This is a genomic window from Paraburkholderia kirstenboschensis, assembly GCF_032806925.1.
GTDB classification, from domain to species: Bacteria; Pseudomonadota; Gammaproteobacteria; order Burkholderiales; family Burkholderiaceae; genus Paraburkholderia; species Paraburkholderia kirstenboschensis.
In genome coordinates this window covers 771089-787804 of the sequence record NZ_CP136511.1, presented here as the reverse complement: position 1 = coordinate 787804, position 16716 = coordinate 771089, and the positions used below count along the sequence as shown (strand labels likewise).

Genomic DNA, 16716 nt, shown 5'->3' with positions numbered 1-16716 from the left:
GCCGAGCCGGCAAAACCCCTCAGAACGGGACACCCCGATGAATACAGTCGCAAGCGCCAACGTTTCAGGTGTCGAACAAGCGGTCATGACAAAGGTGGCGTGGAGAATCCTGCCTTTCCTGATGCTGCTTTACTTCGTCGCGTTCGTCGACCGGGTCAATATCGCCTTCGCGTCGCTGCAGATGAACGCGGACGTCGGGCTGTCGAGCGTTGCTTACGGAATCGGGGCGAGTGCTTTTTTCGTCAGCTATTTTCTGTTCGAAGTGCCAAGCAACTTCGCACTGTCGAAGGTCGGCCCAAGAAGATGGATCGCACGCATCCTGGTGACCTGGGGGCTGGTGTCCGGCGCCATGATGTTCGTATCGGGCGAGAAAAGCTTCTATGTACTGCGCTTCCTGCTTGGCATGGCAGAAGCAGGTTTCTTTCCGGGCATTGTGGTTTACCTGAGCCGATGGTTCACCGCGAGTTACCGGGGACGGGTCACAGGCATTTTCATCGTTGCAATCCCACTGTCGGGCCTGATCGGTGGTCCGATTTCCGGACTGATCCTCGACGGCATGAACGGCGTGTCTGGCCTGCGCGGCTGGCAATGGATGTTTCTACTGGAAGCCATCCCCGCGGTAGTACTCGGCATCGGTTGTCTATGGTGGCTGGCCGATCACCCTGCGGACGTGACGTGGCTGAGCCCGGACGACAAGGACAGGTTGGAACGCATGCTCGAGAGCGAGCGTCGCGCGCTCGAGTCGGAGGCGCGCTACCCATTGTCAGCGGCGTTCGCGAACCGCGCTGTCCTGCTGCTTGCCGGCACGCTGTTTTGCATCGTATTTGGCACGACCGGCATCGCGTTCTTCCTGCCGCAGATCATCAAGAGTTTTGGCTACAGCAATACGGCAGTTGGTTTTCTGAGCGCCGTACCGTATCTTTCTGGCGTGATTGCAATGGTGTCATGGGCGCGCCATTCCGATATCCATCGCGAACGCGTCGCGCATCTGGCCACGGCGACGCTGTTCGGTGCGCTCGGTTTCATTGCTCTTGCGTTCATGTTGCCCGTGCACTGGGCCGCCATGATCGCTCTGTGCTTGGCGGCGATGGGCGTTTACGGTTCCAACGCGCTGCTATGGACACTGCCTTCCGAATTGATGACCGGTACAGCGGCAGCCGTGGCAATTGGTGTCATTAATTCATTGGCTAACCTGTCTGGTGTGATCGCGCCCAGTCTGCTGGGGTGGAGTCGTCAGGTCAGTGGTGGATTCGCTCTACCGGCGTGGATTTTTGCGGGGTTTTTAATCTTGGGAACCGTGCTAACGGTACTCTTTAGTCGCACACCGATGTTCACTGCATCGCGACGTGCTTTAGGGAAGGCAGTTTGATATGACGACGGCAGGCGCAGCACCGTACATCAATGTAAAGCCATTAAGCGCGAATGCGTTCGAGGTATATGGCGAAGTTCTCGAGAACAAGACTGAACAGCGACGGCGCGATTTTTCGATGCCGTTTGCCGGACTCGACGCTGGTACTACGCCGCGTTTGTGGATTAACCGCTTGCAGCCGAGCCGCACTCGGTCAATCACAATCGATACCATGGAGTGCCATCCGCACTCGCATCAGACCTTCATTCCGATGCGCGAGGTTCCATACCTGATCGCGGTTGCACTACCCGGCGAAGACGGCCTTCCCGACCTCGCCACGCTCTCCGCTTTTACCAGTGACGGCGGCCAGGGAGTGTGCTATCGACGCTCGGTCTGGCACTTCGCGTTTACGTCGCTCGACGACGTCAATGAGGTAGCGGTGATCATGGCGGACAGCGGCCGCAGCGATGACACCGTCGTAGCGATGCTGGCCGAGCCTGTTATGGTCGCGCTGTAGAGCAGGAGCACGCAATGGACGGCAAATACGATCACCTGGAACGGAACTTCACGGGCTATGGACGCCGGCCGCCCAACCCCCGGTGGCCCAACGACGCCCGACTCGCAGTCAATATAGTCATCAACTATGAGGAAGGCGCGGAAGCCTCCTTCCCTGATGGCGACGGTGACTCTGAAAGTGGCTTGGCTGAAGGAGGGGCGGGCGGTTTCGAAGGCCGCGATCTCGCGGCCGAGTCGATGTTCGAGTATGGCAGCCGGGTGGGTATCTGGCGCGTGCTGCGCCTGCTTGAGGAGCGCAGCTTGCCCGCCACCGCGTTCGCCTGCGCGCAGGCGCTGGAGCGCAATCAGGAATTCGCGCAGGTAATCCGCGATGGCGACATTGATGTGTGCAGTCATGGTCGACGCTGGGTGAGGGCGCAAAATCTCACTGAAGAGCAGGAAGCGCAGGAAATCAGGCGTGCCTACGAGTCTATTACTCGCACCACGGGACGGCCCCCAGCGGGTTGGTATTGCCGTTATGCGCCGACCGTTCATACTCGTAAGTTGCTGGTTGAGCATGGCGGATTCGTCTACGATTCCGACGCGTATAACGACGAGCTCCCGTACTGGACGACGGTGCAACAGCAGCCGCATCTGGTGATTCCGTATAGCCTGACAAATAACGACGTCAAATTCGCGCGCGGCGCGATGGCAACCGGAGACGACTTTTACACGTTCGTCAACGACGCGGTCGAGATGCTGTGTCGTGAAGGCGCTCAAGCGCCGAAGATGATGTCTATCGGGCTGCACATGCGTTTGATCGGTCATCCGGGCCGTGCTGCTGGACTCGAGCGTTTGCTCGACAGCCTCGCGCGCCGGGAGGATGTGTGGATGTGTCGGCGCATCGATATCGCGAATCACTGGTTGCAGGAACATCCTTTCAGCGCGGCAGGGCGGAGTTGACGAAAGTGCAACGCGGCGAACTATTGGCGATCCCGGAATGAAAACAGCATCGGACTCCTATTCCGTCGTCGAGATTTCCCGCCGAGTGCAAACGGGGGGCGACGATCCACTCGATGCAGTGCGCCATGCGCTTACCGTCATTGCACGGCGGGAACCAGAGTTGTACGCATGGTCGCACCTCGCGTCCGCGGGCGACCTCACTGGCGAGTCCGCGCGGACCGCATCCGGTCCGCTGGCGGGTGTTCCATTCGGTGTGAAGGACATCATCGACGTGGCCGGCATGCCGACCCGATGCGGTTCCGAGGCCTGCAACACCTCGCCGTCCCAATTCGATGCATCCTGCGTCGCCTTGCTACGGCGAGCCGGAGCGGTACCGGTCGGCAAGACGGTGACGGCCGAATTCGCTTATATGACGCCGGGACCCACGCGCAATCCGGCAAACCGCCAACATACGCCGGGAGGCTCATCGAGCGGCTCCGCCGCTGCCGTAGCCGCCGGCATGGTGCCAATGGCATTGGGCACGCAAACTGGCGGATCGATGATTCGGCCGGCGGCGTTTTGCGGTGTCGTCGGCTTCAAACCGAGTTTCGGGGCGCTCGGTCGCGACGGTATGAAGATCATGTGCGAGTCGCTGGATGTGATCGGCTGGTACTGCGCCGATGTGGCTGACGTGGCGCGGGTCGCGGAAGTCATGCTCCCAGATGCACCACCTCCGCTGTACTCAACTGAACATATGCGGACGGCAAAGATCGGGTTTTTGCCCAGCAATCCCGGCCATGTGCTGGAACACGCTGCACAGGCTGCTCTGGAAGATGCGAGGATTGCCCTTCGCGATCTGTCGACGATCGAACCGGTCCCTGAATTAACCGACCCAGCCAGATTTCTCGAAGCGCATTCGGTGATCATGCGTTACGAATTGGCGCGCAGCCTCTTACCGGTGGCCTCGGAGCACGCAGCGCAACTGAGCCGGCCGTTGCGTGAGGCTATCGACCAGGGACTGGCGATGCCGGCGCAGACTTATCGCGAGATGAAGGCTTGGCAACACACGCAGCGTTTGCGTTGGGCGGATTACTTCGGCGATGCGGACGTCGTCCTGACGTCGAGCGCTTTGGGTCCGGCTCCCAGAGGGCTTGAATCGACCGGAACCGCGGCCTTCAATAAAGCGTGGTCCCTGCTGGGCTGGCCGTGTATCCATTTGCCCACCGCGTTGAGCGAGGATGGCCTGCCGCTCGGTGTGCAACTGGTCGGGAAGCCGGGGACGGACAGGGAGTTAATTGGCTGGGCACTCGCTCTGCACAAGTTTGTCGATCGGCGAAGCCGCGCCGAGCCGTAGGAGTTCGTCCAGATCGCGGAAAGCGCGTACATATGACGAACTACCGGGGCTCATATCGGTAGCAAACATGCTTTCTATGTAAAGCGAAAAACGGCGAGTCTGTGGTCGTCATCGGGGCCGCAAAAGAAAACGCCTGCGCTTTTCACACAGGCGTTTCCGTGGCCCCGCTACCGCGCCCCAATGAACGATTTCTCGTCCGCTTTGCTTCAGGGGCGGCTCCCGCGCGGCTCCCTTTCAGTCTGGGACGCGCAGCGGGATATCCAAGTCGACGAAACTGGCGCAGGACGCAAGTCCGGTTTCGCTACGCGAAGTAGGATGGTTCCAAAAGGATAGCTTGCCCGTATTTGAATAATATGAACGCCCCCACCCGCGGGATAGATCCGATGTGAGCAACCGACGGTTGCGCCGCGATGGCAAACGAATTTGAGAAATGGTTGATCATCCTGATCTACTCATTCGAATTTGTGGGGCCTGTCATGACACATACGATCGCGGGTGTGAACATCGCAAAAAGCGTAATGCAGGTTCACTGGGTTGATCCCGAAACCGGTGAGGTCGTGAACCGGGGTTTTGTCGCAGTAAGGCTCGCAAAGGAAAGTTGATCGATATGCAAAGTACTGCTTATGTTGCCAGTTCGTAGAATTGATCAGCGGCGGACGGATGGGTTCCACGAGCACATTTCATCTGTCCTTTGGCGATCATGTGCATAATCTCAATGCCGGCCAGAAGGATCCGGGCACAGCGAAACGTTTTGAATCCTGCATGGTCGGGTGCGTCGCTTGATCGCGCGATGGTCCTGCTCGACAAGATTGTTGAGATATTTGGACTGGCAAGCACCGGCAACAGCTTGAGCGCCCAGCGATGCACGGTCGAATGATCAACGCAAATGCCACGCTCAGCGACCATCTCTTCAATGTGACGCAGGCTCAGCGGATAGGCCACGTACCAGCGCACGCACATCAGGATTACGTCGAGCGGGTAATGCAGGCGCTTGAGCACGCGGGCCACCGGCGGATTCAACGTCGTCATCAAGCTTTCAGCCGTTCATGTTGTTCCGCACATCATAGCGGATCGCCTTATTGCAACATGTATGGACCCGACGCCTTTTGCAAGCTTCCTGTTCACGATGTCAAAACGGTCTGCACACATGTATCCGGCTTGCCGGTGGGCGATTGCCGAAGCATGCCCGCAGCCTTGATGAGATCCGCGCACCCCGTCCTTAACAGAACCGCGGCTTGCCGCGAGCGACAGCCGTCGCAATAAACAGGTTTCGGAGTGCTGGTTCAACCAGTTTCGTCATCGTTTCGCAGAAGCTTCGCAAACCAGGGTGAGTGACGGCGCATGTAAATCTGGAGTTAGTCAGCTATGCTGGCAATACCTCGGGAAACGTAGCTGGCATCGCTGCTGAGTAGTACCTGGATAACTCGCGCGTTATGATTGGCCAGCGCGACCGCTGTGCAGTTATATCCTCGTCGTGCTATGAGCTGCTGCAGCCACACGCTGTGCATGTCGGTTTTGGACTTCACGAACCGCAGCACCGCTCGCGCGCCGTGAATGAGCAATGTGCGCAGGTAGGTGTCACCGCGCCGGCTAATGTGACACAGCCGCGACTTGCCTCCGGAAGAATACTGCCGCGGCACGAGGCCCAGCCAGGCAGCCAGATGCCGACCATTGCGGAACTGTCTGGCGTCGCCGACTGCTGCGACGATGGCCGTCGCTGAAATCGGGCCGATGCCGGGTATCTGGGCGATCTTGCGGCAGAGCGCCGATCGCTTCATGAACGATTGGATAGATACCTCGATGAAGTGGATGCGTTCTTCGACCGCGCGCAGGTGCTCAAGGAGTTCGGTCAGCAGTGTTTGGCAAAACGGGGTGAGCTCGTCGGCGCTGTTACGCAGCAGTTCCGGGACCGCACGCTTGAATGCTTCCGGTGACCGCGAGATCGCAAGACCGCGTTCGCCAAGAAGGCCGCGCATCTGGTTGATCAGCGCGGTACGGTGGCGCAGCAGGATGGCACGCATGCGATGCGCCGCCTGGATGTCCTGCTGCTCGACGGATTTAACCGGCACGAAGCGCATGGTGGGCCGGCTGGCGGCCTCGACGATCGCCTCGGCATCGTTGCGATCGTTCTTGTTGGTCTTGACGAACGGTGTGACGTACTGGGGGCTGATCAGCCGGACTTCTGTTCCCATTGACTGGAAGCGCCGTGCCCAGTGGTGAGCAGTGCTGCAGGCTTCCATGACGACCAGTCTCGGCTTGAGCGTACGCACGCATTCAGCCAGCGAGCCACGCGAAACCTTTGCCCGATGTACGGCCCGTCCGCGGCGATCGGCCCCGTGAAGCTGGAAGACCTCTTTCGCGAGATCGATACCGAGAATGTCGATTTCCATGATGAACCTCCACACGTCAAGTTGACGTCCGTCAGTGTCTCCCGAAGGGAGGCGTCGGGTCCATCTCAGTAGAACCGCTCAACCTACCGGTTCACGCTCGAGCATGCTGCCTTTCGCGCGCCGTTTCGCCAGCCAATGCGACAGACGGTCGAACCACAGGTGCACCACCGGCGTCGTGAAGAGGGTCAGCATTTGCGAAAGAATCAGGCCGCCGACAATCGCGATGCCCAGCGGGACACGCAGTTCCGCGCCCGCGCCATGACCGAGCGCGAGCGGCAGTGCGCCAAACAGCGCGGCGAGCGTCGTCATCATGATCGGCCGGAAGCGCAGCACGCACGCCTGACGGATCGCTTCACGCGGCGACAAGCCTTGCTCACGCTCGGCCACGAGCGCGAAGTCGATCATCATGATCGCGTTTTTCTTCACGATACCGATCAGCAGGATGATGCCGATCATCCCCATGATCGAGAGATCCTGGCCGCACAGCATCAACGCAAGCAATGCCCCCACCCCCGCCGAGGGCAGCGTCGAAATGATGGTGAACGGATGAATCGCGCTTTCGTACAGGATGCCGAGAATCAGATACACCACGACGAGCGCCGCCGCGATCAGATACGGTTCGCTCGAAAGCGAGGCCTGAAACGCCTGCGCTGTGCCCTGGAACGACCCTGTCAAGCTGTCGGGTTTGCCTGCCGCGGTTTCGGCCCGGTGAATCGCCGTCACGGCATTGCCGAGCGATTGCCCCGGGGCCAGGTTGAACGAGACCGTCACAGCCGGGAACAACCCCTGGTGATTCACCGAAATCGGCGACACGTTGTTTTCGATCTTTGCGAGCGTATTGAGCGGCACCAGTTCATTGGTCAGCGGCGAACGCACGTAGAGGTGCGCGAGCGCGTCGGTAGTCAACTGGAAGCCCGGATCGACTTCCTCGACGACGTGGTACTGATTCAACTGCGTGAACAGTGTTGCGATCTGCCGCTGGCCGAACGCGTCGTAGAGCGTGTCGTCGATGGCTTGCGCGGTAATGCCGAAGCGCGAGGCCGTACTGCGGTCGATCACGAGCGTCGCGCTGGTAGCGGCCGCCTGCTGGTCGGAGGTGACGTCCGCCAGTTGCGGCAATTTCGACAGCTTGTCGGTCAGCACACCCGCCCAATGATTCAGTTCGTTGATATCCGGGTCTTGCAGCGTGTACTGATACTGCGCGGCGCTGATGCGGCCACCTACCTGAATATCCTGGCGGACCTGCATCGACAATGAAATGCCCATCACCTTCGCCAACTGCGGCTTCAGGCGATTGAGCACCTGCACGGCGCTGTCCTTGCGCTGACCGAACGCCTTCAGGTTGATCATCACACGGCCCTGGCTCACGGTCGGATTCGCACCCATCCAGTAGTAGACGTTATCGACGGCTGGATCGGCTTCTATGATATTGCCCAGTTGCTGCATTTTCAAAGACATCGCTCGCGGGGAAATATCCGGCGCGGCCTGCGCGACACCCATGATCAACCCGGAGTCTTCCTGGGGGAAGAAGCCCTTCGGGATCACAACGAACAGCACGATCGTCGCGACGATCGTCGCAATCGTCACGCCAAGCATCAGTTTCGGCCAATTCAACACCCAATCGAGACCACGCTCGTAACGCCGCTCCACCGCGACAAAGCGTCTTTCGAGCCAGGCCTCAAGCTTGCGCATGCGCCCTGTGTCATCCGGCTCAGGCAGTCGGATTAGCCAGCCGCATAGCATCGGCGTGACGGTCAGCGAGACCAGCGCCGACATCAGGATCGCCGCGCTCACCGTCACCGCGAACTCGCGGAACAGGCGGCCGACGATGCCACCCATCAAGAGGATCGGAATGAACACCGCGATCAACGAGATGGTCATCGAGATAATGGTGAAGCGCACTTCCATCGCGCCGAGCAGCGCGGCTTTCATGCGCGGCACGCCTTCTTCGACATGCCGCATTACGTTTTCGATCACGACAATCGCATCGTCCACCACGAAGCCCACCGCGATGGTCAACCCCATTAGCGACAGATTGTCGAGGATATAGCCGAGCAGATACATCACGCCGAACGTAGCGACCAGCGACAACGGAATCGTCAGGCTCGGAATGATCGTCGCCCACACGTTGCGCAGAAACGAGAAGATGACCATGACGACTAGCGCGACCGTCAGCATCAGCGTGAACTGCACGTCGTGCACCGACGCATTGATGGTTTGCGTACGATCGCCCACGACATGCAGATGCGCGGCGGCGGGCAGCGTCGCTTCCAGCGCAGGCAGCTTCGCCTTGATGTTGGAAATCGTCTGCACGACGTTATAGCCAGGCTGCTTGTGAATATCCAGGATGATCGCGCGTTCGTGTTGAAGCCATGCGGCCTGCTGGTTGTCTTCGGCAGCGTTCAGAACGATACCGAGATCGGATACGCGAATCGGCGCGCCGTTCTTGTACGCGACCACCAGATCGCGATACGCAGAGGCAGTCGTGATCTGGTCGGTCGCGTTGAAAATCACCGAACGATCCGGGCCGTTTAGGCTGCCCTTCGGCGCATTCACCGTCTGCACGCCGACGATCGAGCGCACGTCCTCCAGCGTGAGGCCGCGCGCGGTGAGTTTGTCCGGATCGAGTTGGATACGCACGGCAGGCCGCTGCTGGCCGTGGAAATCGACGAGACCCACGCCGGGCAACTGTGAGATCTGCTGCGCCAGATAGTCCTCAGCGTAGCTGTCGAGTTGCGTGAGCGTGAGCGACGGTGACGTCAGCGCAAGTGACAGCAACGTGAAGTCGGCCGGATTGACCTTTTCATAGGTCGGCGGGTTTGGCAGATTCTTCGGCAGAGTGCCGCCGGCCGCGTTGATCGCCGTCTGCACATCCTGCGCCGCGCCATTGATATCGCGTGACAGATCGAACTGCACGGCGATGTTGGTGGTCCCCAGCGAACTCGACGACGTCATCTGCGTGATGCCCGCAATTAACGAGAGTTGTCGCTCCAGTGGCGTCGCTACCGATGTCGCCATGGTCTCGGCACTCGCACCCGGCAACTTCGCCACGACCTGGATGGTAGGGAAATCGACTTGCGGCAAGGGCGCGACCGGCAGCATGGAATACGCGACCGCGCCCGCCAGCAGCACCGCGATGGCAAGAAAACTGGTCGCAATGCGCCGCTTGATGAACAGTTCCATCAGGCTCATAACGGATTGTCCTGGTTAGCCTGACTGCCCGCCGAGTTTGCGTTGGCCGGTGCCTGGGCGACCGTCGGCACCGTGGTCGCCGCCACGCGCAGGCCCGGGTTCAAGCGGCTTTGTCCATCGAACACAACGAGGTCTGCGGACGCGACGCCGCTGCGAATTTCCGTCATACCGTCGACCGTCACGCCGGTTTGCACCGCCCGCATCTGCGCCGCGCCATTCGCGTCGATCACGTAAAGCTGCGTGCCATTCTGCGTGTTCACCACCGCGCGGCTCGGCACGGCGAGCCGTTGCGTATCCGTGCGCAACAGCACGCATGCATTCACAAGCTCGCCCGGCCACAGCTTGCGGTCCCTGTTCGTGAACGAGGCCTTGAGTTTGATCTGACCGGTGGTGGGATCGACCGTACTATCGATGAACACGAGCGTGCCGTCGGCGAGCGCTGTACTGCCGGAACGCGTGGTGACGTTCACCGCCAAAGGCGCAGCCGCCTGATTCGTGAGCAAATCGGGCAGCACGTCTTGCGGCACGGAGAACAGCACGGTGATCGGCTCCATCTGCGTGACGGTGACGATGCCGGTCGCGTCGGTAGGATGCACGATCGCGCCGATGTCGGCCTCGCGCGCGCCCACACGGCCGGTGAATGGTGCGAAGAGCGTGGTGAAGCTCCGTTGCAGGCGATCGCTCTGCACCAGCGCTGCGTCTGCCGCGACAGTGGCGGCGAGCGCTTCGACCTGCGCCTTCGCGGTATCCACGGCCTGGGTGGTCGCCGCGCCAATGCCGACCAGTTTCGAGTAACGCGCGAGATCGAGCCTCGCGTTATCAAGCGAGGCCTGGTCCTTGCGTTGCGCCGCTTCCGCTTGATGCAATTGGGCGGTGAGCGGGCCCTGGTCGAGTTGGGCGAGCAACTGGCCTGCCTTCACATCCTGCCCTTCCGTGAAGGCCACGCGCTGTAACTGGCCATCCACACGCACCTTGACGTCCACGGTATTGAGCGCCTGCACCGTACCCACTGCGGCCACGCGAATTGGAAAGTCGCTGCTCACTGGATGGCCGGCGTTGACCGGCACCGCCGCCGCCGGCTTCACGGCTGGATGCCGTGGCCATAGCCACGCGACAAGAATCACGACAAGAAGAACAAACGCCACCACGAGCGGCGCGCGACGGCGCGCGCCGGGCGCCTCATGGTTCGGAAGGTCGGCAGGTTTCATGAGCGGGAAGGCGAAGAAGTGGAAGCGGTGCCGCTATCGGTCACGCCGAAGCCGCCGCCGAACGCGCGAAACAGGCTCACCGAAGCTTGCAGGCGCGCGAGCCGCGCCTGCACCAGCGTGTCTTCGGCCTGATAGAGCGTGCGTTGGGCGTCGAGTACGGTCAGAAAGTCGACGGTGCCAAGCTTGTATTGGACTTGCGCGAGCGTGGCCGCTTTGCGGGCGGCGTCGGCGGCAGTCTGGTCGGCGGCTTCCGCGAGTTGCTGCTGTTGCGCCGCCGAGAGCGAATCCTCGACGTCCTGCAGCGCAGTCACGACGGCCTGTCGGTAATCGGCGACACCTTTTGCTTCGGCGGCCTGGCTTGCGTGCAACTGACCACGCAGCGCGCCGCCGTCGAACAGCGGCGCGGCCAGCGACGTGGCGAGGCTGGCAAACGGACTCGACAGGAAATGCGAAAGCGACTTGCTGCTGAGCCCGCCGTCGGCGGTCAGCACGATGTTCGGCAGGAAGGCCGCGCGCGCCGCGCCAACGCTCTCATTGGCCGACTGCAGCTGTGCTTCCTTCGAGCGGATATCGGGGCGCGTTTCCAGCAGGCTGGCCGGCAGATTCGGACCCGGTTGCGGAATGGCGATGCCGGCGAGCGCGGTGTCGTTGACCGTGAACTGCTCGGGCGCGGCGCCCACCAGCACGGCGAGCGCATGGATGTTGGTGTCCAGCTGTTGCTGCAACGCCGGCACCGCCGCCTGGAAGGTGGCGAGCGCATTGCGCTGCTGCTGGACCTGCAGCTCGGTGGCGACGCCCGCCTCCTGCTGCGCGAGCAACAATTGCAGAATGTGCGCGGCATCGTCGGAAATCAACCGTGCGATCGCCAGACGGCGGCGCAGGCTCTGCACCTGGAAATACGTGTCCGCGACCGATGCGGTTAGCGTCAACGCCACCGTATCGCGATCGAACTCGGACGCGCGCGCGAGCAGGCCGGCCGCGCTGGCGTTGGCGGCGTTGAAGCCCCAGAAGTCGACCTCGTAACTGGCTTCGGCGAACAGGCTCTGGGTCTTGGTGGTCGAACCACGCCCCTGGTGACTGCGGTCGAAGGTCGCGCCTAGCAACAGCGTCGGATACTGCGGCGCGCCGGCTTTCTCGGCGTTGCCGCGCGCCTGTTCGACGCTCGCAATCGCCGACGCCAGCGTAAAGTTGTTGCGCAGACTGCGATCGACCAGCGCATCCAGCGCGGGGTCGTGATATTCGCGCCACCAGCCGCTCCTGACGGGGACCGTATCGGCGAGCGACGCGCCCGCCGCGCCGTCGAAGCCTGCCGCAAGCGGCGCACTCGGCCGTTGATAGGCCGGCACGAGCGAGCAGCCGGCCAGCATCGCGACGCCAAGCGCGGACAGCGCGGCGCACACGGCAGCGCGCATCGTCGGATAATGCGCCCGAGGACTGGCGACACGCGCGAACGGCGCCGGGTGGGACAGCCCTGACATTGGAGAACGCTCCGGCAACATGGGAAGATCGCCAGATTAGTCAGCGGGTCCTGTCGGCGCTTTCGCCCAATAATGAAAAAATTTTAATGCGCCGCAAAGCGCCGTCGCAGCGCGCGTCCACGAGGCCGTCGTCCATGTCTCGGCAAAGCGCCTGCTAAGGTGTCGGGTTCAGCACATAACCCGCCCCCACCACGGTATGAATCAGCGCCACCGGAAAATCGCAGTCCACTTTCGCCCGCAGCCGATGCATGTGCATATCGATGATATTGCCGCGCGGTTCGAAATCGTAATTCCATGCCGCCTCGAGCAGCATGCTGCGCGTCACGACCTGGCCTTCGCGACGCGCAAGGCATTCGAGCAACAGAAACTCGCGATGCTGCAGGCGCAAATCACGGCCGCCACGCGTTGCGGTTCGCGCCCGGGTATGGAGCACCAGATCCGCGCATTCGAGCCGCTCGCTCATCCGGCTGCGATCTGCGCGCCGCGCGAGCGCCTCGATTCTCGCCAGCACTTCGACGAAGGCATACGGCTTCATGAGGTAATCGTCGCAACCGGCGCGGATGCCCTCCACGCGTTCGTTCAGCCCGCCAACCGCGGACAGCATCAGTACCGGTGTGGTGTCCCCGCCGGCGCGCAATTGCCGCACGAGAGCGATGCCGTCGAGCGCCGGCAGGAGCCGGTCGGTCACAATCACGTCGTAAATGCCCTCGCGCGCGTAGGCGACCCCGGTCGCACCATCGGCGACGGTGTCGACAATGAGACCGCTTTCGCTCAGGCCACGCGCCAGAAACTGGCTGGCGCGCATATCGTCTTCGACCAGCAGAATTCGCATACGCTAAACAGGTTGATGAGGCCAACATTAAAATTATTTAATGTTGGCGCGAAATGCCTGTGCAACTTCGCACGGCATACTTCGGGACATTGTGGATACGAGCGTAGTGTACGCGGCCGCCTCGCTTAGGTTCGCCGCGCGCTCGCTTCTGGACAAACGCATGTCGAACGTACTGGTCGTCGAAGACGACGAGCAAACCCTCGCGGAGATCGTCGAAGCGCTGACCGATCACGGTTGCAAGGTGCAGACCGCGCGTACGGGCCGCGACGGTTTGATGCTCGCGGTCGCCAACAGTTATGACGCCATCGTGCTCGATCGCATGTTGCCGGGCGGGCTCGAAGGGCTCGGCATGCTGGCGGCGTTGCGCAGCGCCGGCGTGCTCACGCCGGTGTTGATTCTGAGCGCGCTCTCCGCGGTCGACGAACGTGTGCGCGGTCTGCGCGCCGGCGGCGACGATTATCTGACCAAGCCGTTCGAGTTCATCGAACTGACCGCCCGGCTCGACGCGCTGATGCGCCGGCGCGAAGCGGCGCCCGGCGTGCAGGAGTATCAGGTCGGCCCGCTGCGTCTTGACCCGCTCAAGCGCGAAGTGAGCTTCGCCGGCCGCCCGGTGCCGCTGTTGCCACGGGAATACAGGCTGCTCGAATACCTGATGCAGCATGCGGGCCAGGTGGTGAGCCGCACGATGCTGTTCGAGGCGGTATGGGACTACCGGCTTGACGAGCGGACCAATGTGATCGACGTGCACATCAGCCGTCTGAGAAAGAAGCTCGACCCGGAAGGCACGGCTCCGATGATCGATACTGTGCGGGGTTCGGGATACATGCTCCATGCGCCTGACTGACCTGCACCGCACCACCGGTTTTCGCCTCGCCACCCTGTTCCTGATGCTGTTCGGCGTGATCGCGATATTGCTATTCGGCTACCTGTACCGCGAGATCACCGGCTTCGAACAGGAGCGCATCGACGACTGGCTGATTCGCGAGCACGCCCAGTTGCAACGCGAAGAACCGGACGAACTGGTGGCGCGATTCGAACATCAACACCAGTTCGATCCGCGCCACCAGCGCCCGTTCGGCCTGTTCGACGCGAACGGCAAACATCTTGCCGGCGGCTACGCGGGCGATCAGCCGGCTATCCCGGTCTTCGACCAACCGTTTTCCATGCGGCTCGCGAACCTGCCCGGCCACCCGCCCGGCCGATGCATCGCCGCGCGCGTGCCGGATAGCCGCATCGCAGTGCAATGCCAGAACACGCGCGAGCTCGACCATTTCGACGAAGAACTGCTGCACGCGCTGCTTTCCACCGCCATGATCACGCTCGTGATCGGCCTGGTGGGGGCGAGCCTGATCGGCATTTCGGCCATGCGGCGGCTGGACGCGGTGACCGCCTCGATCGAGGAAATCGTCGCCGGCAATCTCAGCAGGCGTTTGCCGGTGCATTCGAAACGCGACGACGTGGATCGCCTCGTCGGCGTCGTGAACGGCATGCTCGACGAAATCGAGCGGCTCATGAACGAGGTCAAGGGCGTGTGCGACGCGATTGCGCACGATCTGCGCACGCCGCTCACGCGGATGCTCGGCGCGCTGGAACGGGCACAGCGGCGCGCCAAAACCGAAGCGGAGTATCGTGCGGCGATCGATGAAACCATCGTCGAGACCAATGGGCTGCTGCGCACCTTCAACGCGCTGCTCCGCATTTCGGAGATCGAAAGCGGCGTGCGCCGCGCGGGATTCACAACAGTCGATCTCGCCGCCGTCGCCGATGACGTGTTCGAGTTCTACGATCCGACTGCCGAAGACAAGCAGATCGCCTTCGAACTGCAGCGAACGGTATCGGGGCCGCTCGAGATCCAGGGCGATCCGAATCTGCTATTCGAGGCGCTGGCGAATCTGGTGGAGAACGCCATCAAGTTCGCACCGCACGGCGGCCATGTGCGGATCGAAGTGTTCCGTGACAAGAGCGGCGCGGGCATCGCCGTTTGGGACGACGGGCCAGGCATCGCGCCCGCCGAACAGCAGGCCGTGCTACGGCGCTTTTATCGCGGCGAGTCAAGCCGTCACACGCCCGGCAGCGGGCTCGGTCTGAGCCTTGTGCTGGCGGTGGCCGGCATGCACGGCATGTCGATCCGTTTCAAGGACGCGGCGCCCGGCTGCGAAGTTGTACTGTGCAAACCCAATGAATTGAACCGGGCAGTGTCGCAATAAGGCGTCGTGGGTAGAATTCGCGAACTGACTTGGTTGACGAACACGATTTCCCGGATGACAAAGACGCCACGCACGACACTACCGCCGGGCATCGCCCGGGTGCTGAAACGGCTGCACTACCCCTTGGACGTGATCCTGCTGTGTGTGCGCTGGTACGTGGCGTATTCGCTGAGCCTGCGCGACCTTGAGGAAATGATGGTTGAACGTGGGTTCGAGGTCGGCCATTCAAGCGTACATCGCTGGGTGATCAAGCTCGTGCCATTGTTCGAGAAGGCGTTCCGCAAGCACAAGCGCCCTGTCGGCGGGAGCTGGAGAATGGATGAGACCTACGTCAAGGTCAAGGGCCAATGGAAATATCTGTACCGCGCAGTGGACAGGGACGGCAACACCGTGGATTTCCTGCTGCGCGCCCGTCGCGACAAGGTGGCCGCGCGGCCCTATTTTGAGAAGGCGATCGACCGGAATGGCGAGCCAGGGCTCTGTCAACTTGGCGGACATAGACTACCTGCGCAGGTAAAGCGTAGTTATCCTTATCAGATAACATCCTCGACTGCCGCAGTAACAGTCCAACCATGCGATGTGGCGAAGCGTCCTTTGAGTACGGCACGATGACATGCTGCGTTCATTTGATGTCTGGGCAACGCAAAGTGTTGCCTGATTGGGCCGAAGCATGAGAGGAATGCCTGCGTGCGACGCGCATCGCGAAAGCCGCACATCTGGCGTTCGCGCCTACGGGCCGGCTGGTGGCTGTTCTCGGCACGGTTGTTCACGCGTGCAGCCGCTTTGACGAAGACGTGCTTCACATGAGCGAGCTCGGGAATGTCAGCCTTTGCTGCTGGATAGCTGCGCAGCTGGTCGGTAACGATCTTGCGCGGCAGCGGGTTTGAACGCAGCACCCGCCGGAAGAAACGCTTTGCCGCAGCCTTGTCGCGTCGCTTTTGCACCAGCACGTCGAGTTCGGCACCATGCTCGTCGACCGCTCGCCACAACAGATACGGCTCGCCGCGCAGCATCACGAACATTTCGTCCAGATGCCATGTGCTGCCCGGCTTGCGCCGCGCCGCTTTGGCACAATGGGCGAATCGAGCGCCGAACTTGTCGCACCAGCAACGGATCGTTTCGTATGTGACCACGACACCACGCTCGAGCAACAATTTCTCAATGTCGCGAAGGCTCAGGCTGAACCGGAAATACCAGCGAACCGCGCAGCTGATGACGACGGCTGGGAAGCGGTGACCGTGATAAAGCGATTTCGTTTTCTTCATCACGC

At 61.6% G+C, this 16716-nt stretch carries 13 protein-coding genes and 2 pseudogenes; 8 read left to right on the top strand and 7 right to left on the bottom strand.

All coding sequences use genetic code 11. The annotated features are described in order from the left end of the window. Window positions 1-37: 37 nt before the first annotated feature. The 5 genes from RW095_RS03960 to RW095_RS03940 all read left to right on the top strand — a co-directional run bounded on the left by RW095_RS03960 (window position 38) and on the right by RW095_RS03940 (window position 4741). On the top strand, window positions 38-1369 hold the full coding sequence (locus tag RW095_RS03960; RefSeq protein WP_317016522.1) for an MFS transporter: 1332 nt from the start codon (window positions 38-40) through the stop codon (window positions 1367-1369). A 1-nt stretch (window position 1370) separates the two neighbouring features. After that, window positions 1371-1865 (top strand): ureidoglycolate lyase, encoded by a 495-nt coding sequence (locus tag RW095_RS03955; protein WP_317016520.1) that lies wholly within the window; start codon window positions 1371-1373, stop codon window positions 1863-1865. Between the two features lie 14 nt (window positions 1866-1879). After that, entirely contained in the window at window positions 1880-2806 is a 927-nt protein-coding gene (locus RW095_RS03950) for a polysaccharide deacetylase family protein (RefSeq protein ID WP_317016519.1), read from the top strand. Continuing rightward, window positions 2727-4139, top strand: a complete 1413-nt coding sequence (locus RW095_RS03945; protein WP_317016517.1) for an amidase — start codon at window positions 2727-2729, stop codon at window positions 4137-4139. The genes RW095_RS03950 and RW095_RS03945 overlap by 80 nt, the downstream gene beginning before the upstream one ends. A 410-nt stretch (window positions 4140-4549) precedes the next feature. Continuing rightward, window positions 4550-4741 carry a hypothetical protein gene (locus tag RW095_RS03940; protein WP_317016516.1) on the top strand — a complete coding sequence of 64 codons (192 nt, stop codon included), beginning with the start codon at window positions 4550-4552 and terminating at the stop codon, window positions 4739-4741. Window positions 4742-4760: 19 nt separating this feature from the next. Here the strand turns inward: RW095_RS03940 and RW095_RS03935 are convergent. From RW095_RS03935 to RW095_RS03910, 6 genes and pseudogenes are all read right to left on the bottom strand, one after another. After that, a pseudogene (locus RW095_RS03935) lies at window positions 4761-5168 on the bottom strand (DDE-type integrase/transposase/recombinase). 326 nt (window positions 5169-5494) lie between these two features. Beyond that, window positions 5495-6529 (bottom strand): IS110 family RNA-guided transposase, encoded by a 1035-nt coding sequence (locus RW095_RS03930; RefSeq protein ID WP_317016514.1) that lies wholly within the window; start codon window positions 6527-6529, stop codon window positions 5495-5497. Between the two features lie 78 nt (window positions 6530-6607). After that, entirely contained in the window at window positions 6608-9721 is a 3114-nt protein-coding gene (locus RW095_RS03925) for an efflux RND transporter permease subunit (protein ID WP_317016513.1), read from the bottom strand. Continuing rightward, entirely contained in the window at window positions 9718-10929 is a 1212-nt protein-coding gene (locus RW095_RS03920) for an efflux RND transporter periplasmic adaptor subunit (protein WP_317016511.1), read from the bottom strand. Before RW095_RS03920 ends, RW095_RS03925 begins: the two co-directional genes overlap by 4 nt. Next, window positions 10926-12407 carry an efflux transporter outer membrane subunit gene (locus tag RW095_RS03915; RefSeq protein ID WP_317016510.1) on the bottom strand — a complete coding sequence of 494 codons (1482 nt, stop codon included), beginning with the start codon at window positions 12405-12407 and terminating at the stop codon, window positions 10926-10928. Before RW095_RS03915 ends, RW095_RS03920 begins: the two co-directional genes overlap by 4 nt. 154 nt (window positions 12408-12561) lie before the next feature. Then, a complete protein-coding gene (locus RW095_RS03910) occupies window positions 12562-13239 on the bottom strand; it encodes a response regulator transcription factor (protein WP_317016509.1) in 678 nt (225 codons plus the stop codon). A 160-nt stretch (window positions 13240-13399) separates the two neighbouring features. Here RW095_RS03910 and RW095_RS03905 point away from each other — a divergent pair, with 160 nt between their 5' ends. The 3 genes and pseudogenes from RW095_RS03905 to RW095_RS03895 form a co-directional block, all read left to right on the top strand. Then, entirely contained in the window at window positions 13400-14083 is a 684-nt protein-coding gene (locus RW095_RS03905; protein ID WP_317016507.1) for a response regulator transcription factor, read from the top strand. Then, entirely contained in the window at window positions 14070-15446 is a 1377-nt protein-coding gene (locus tag RW095_RS03900) for a sensor histidine kinase (RefSeq protein WP_317016506.1), read from the top strand. The genes RW095_RS03905 and RW095_RS03900 overlap by 14 nt, the downstream gene beginning before the upstream one ends. A gap of 54 nt (window positions 15447-15500) precedes the next feature. Next, a pseudogene (locus RW095_RS03895) lies at window positions 15501-15920 on the top strand (IS6 family transposase); the annotation flags it as partial. 59 nt (window positions 15921-15979) lie between these two features. Here RW095_RS03895 and RW095_RS03890 read toward each other — a convergent pair. After that, window positions 15980-16711: an IS6 family transposase gene (locus RW095_RS03890; protein WP_317016504.1), complete on the bottom strand. Its 732-nt coding sequence runs from the start codon at window positions 16709-16711 to the stop codon at window positions 15980-15982. Window positions 16712-16716: the final 5 nt, after the last annotated feature.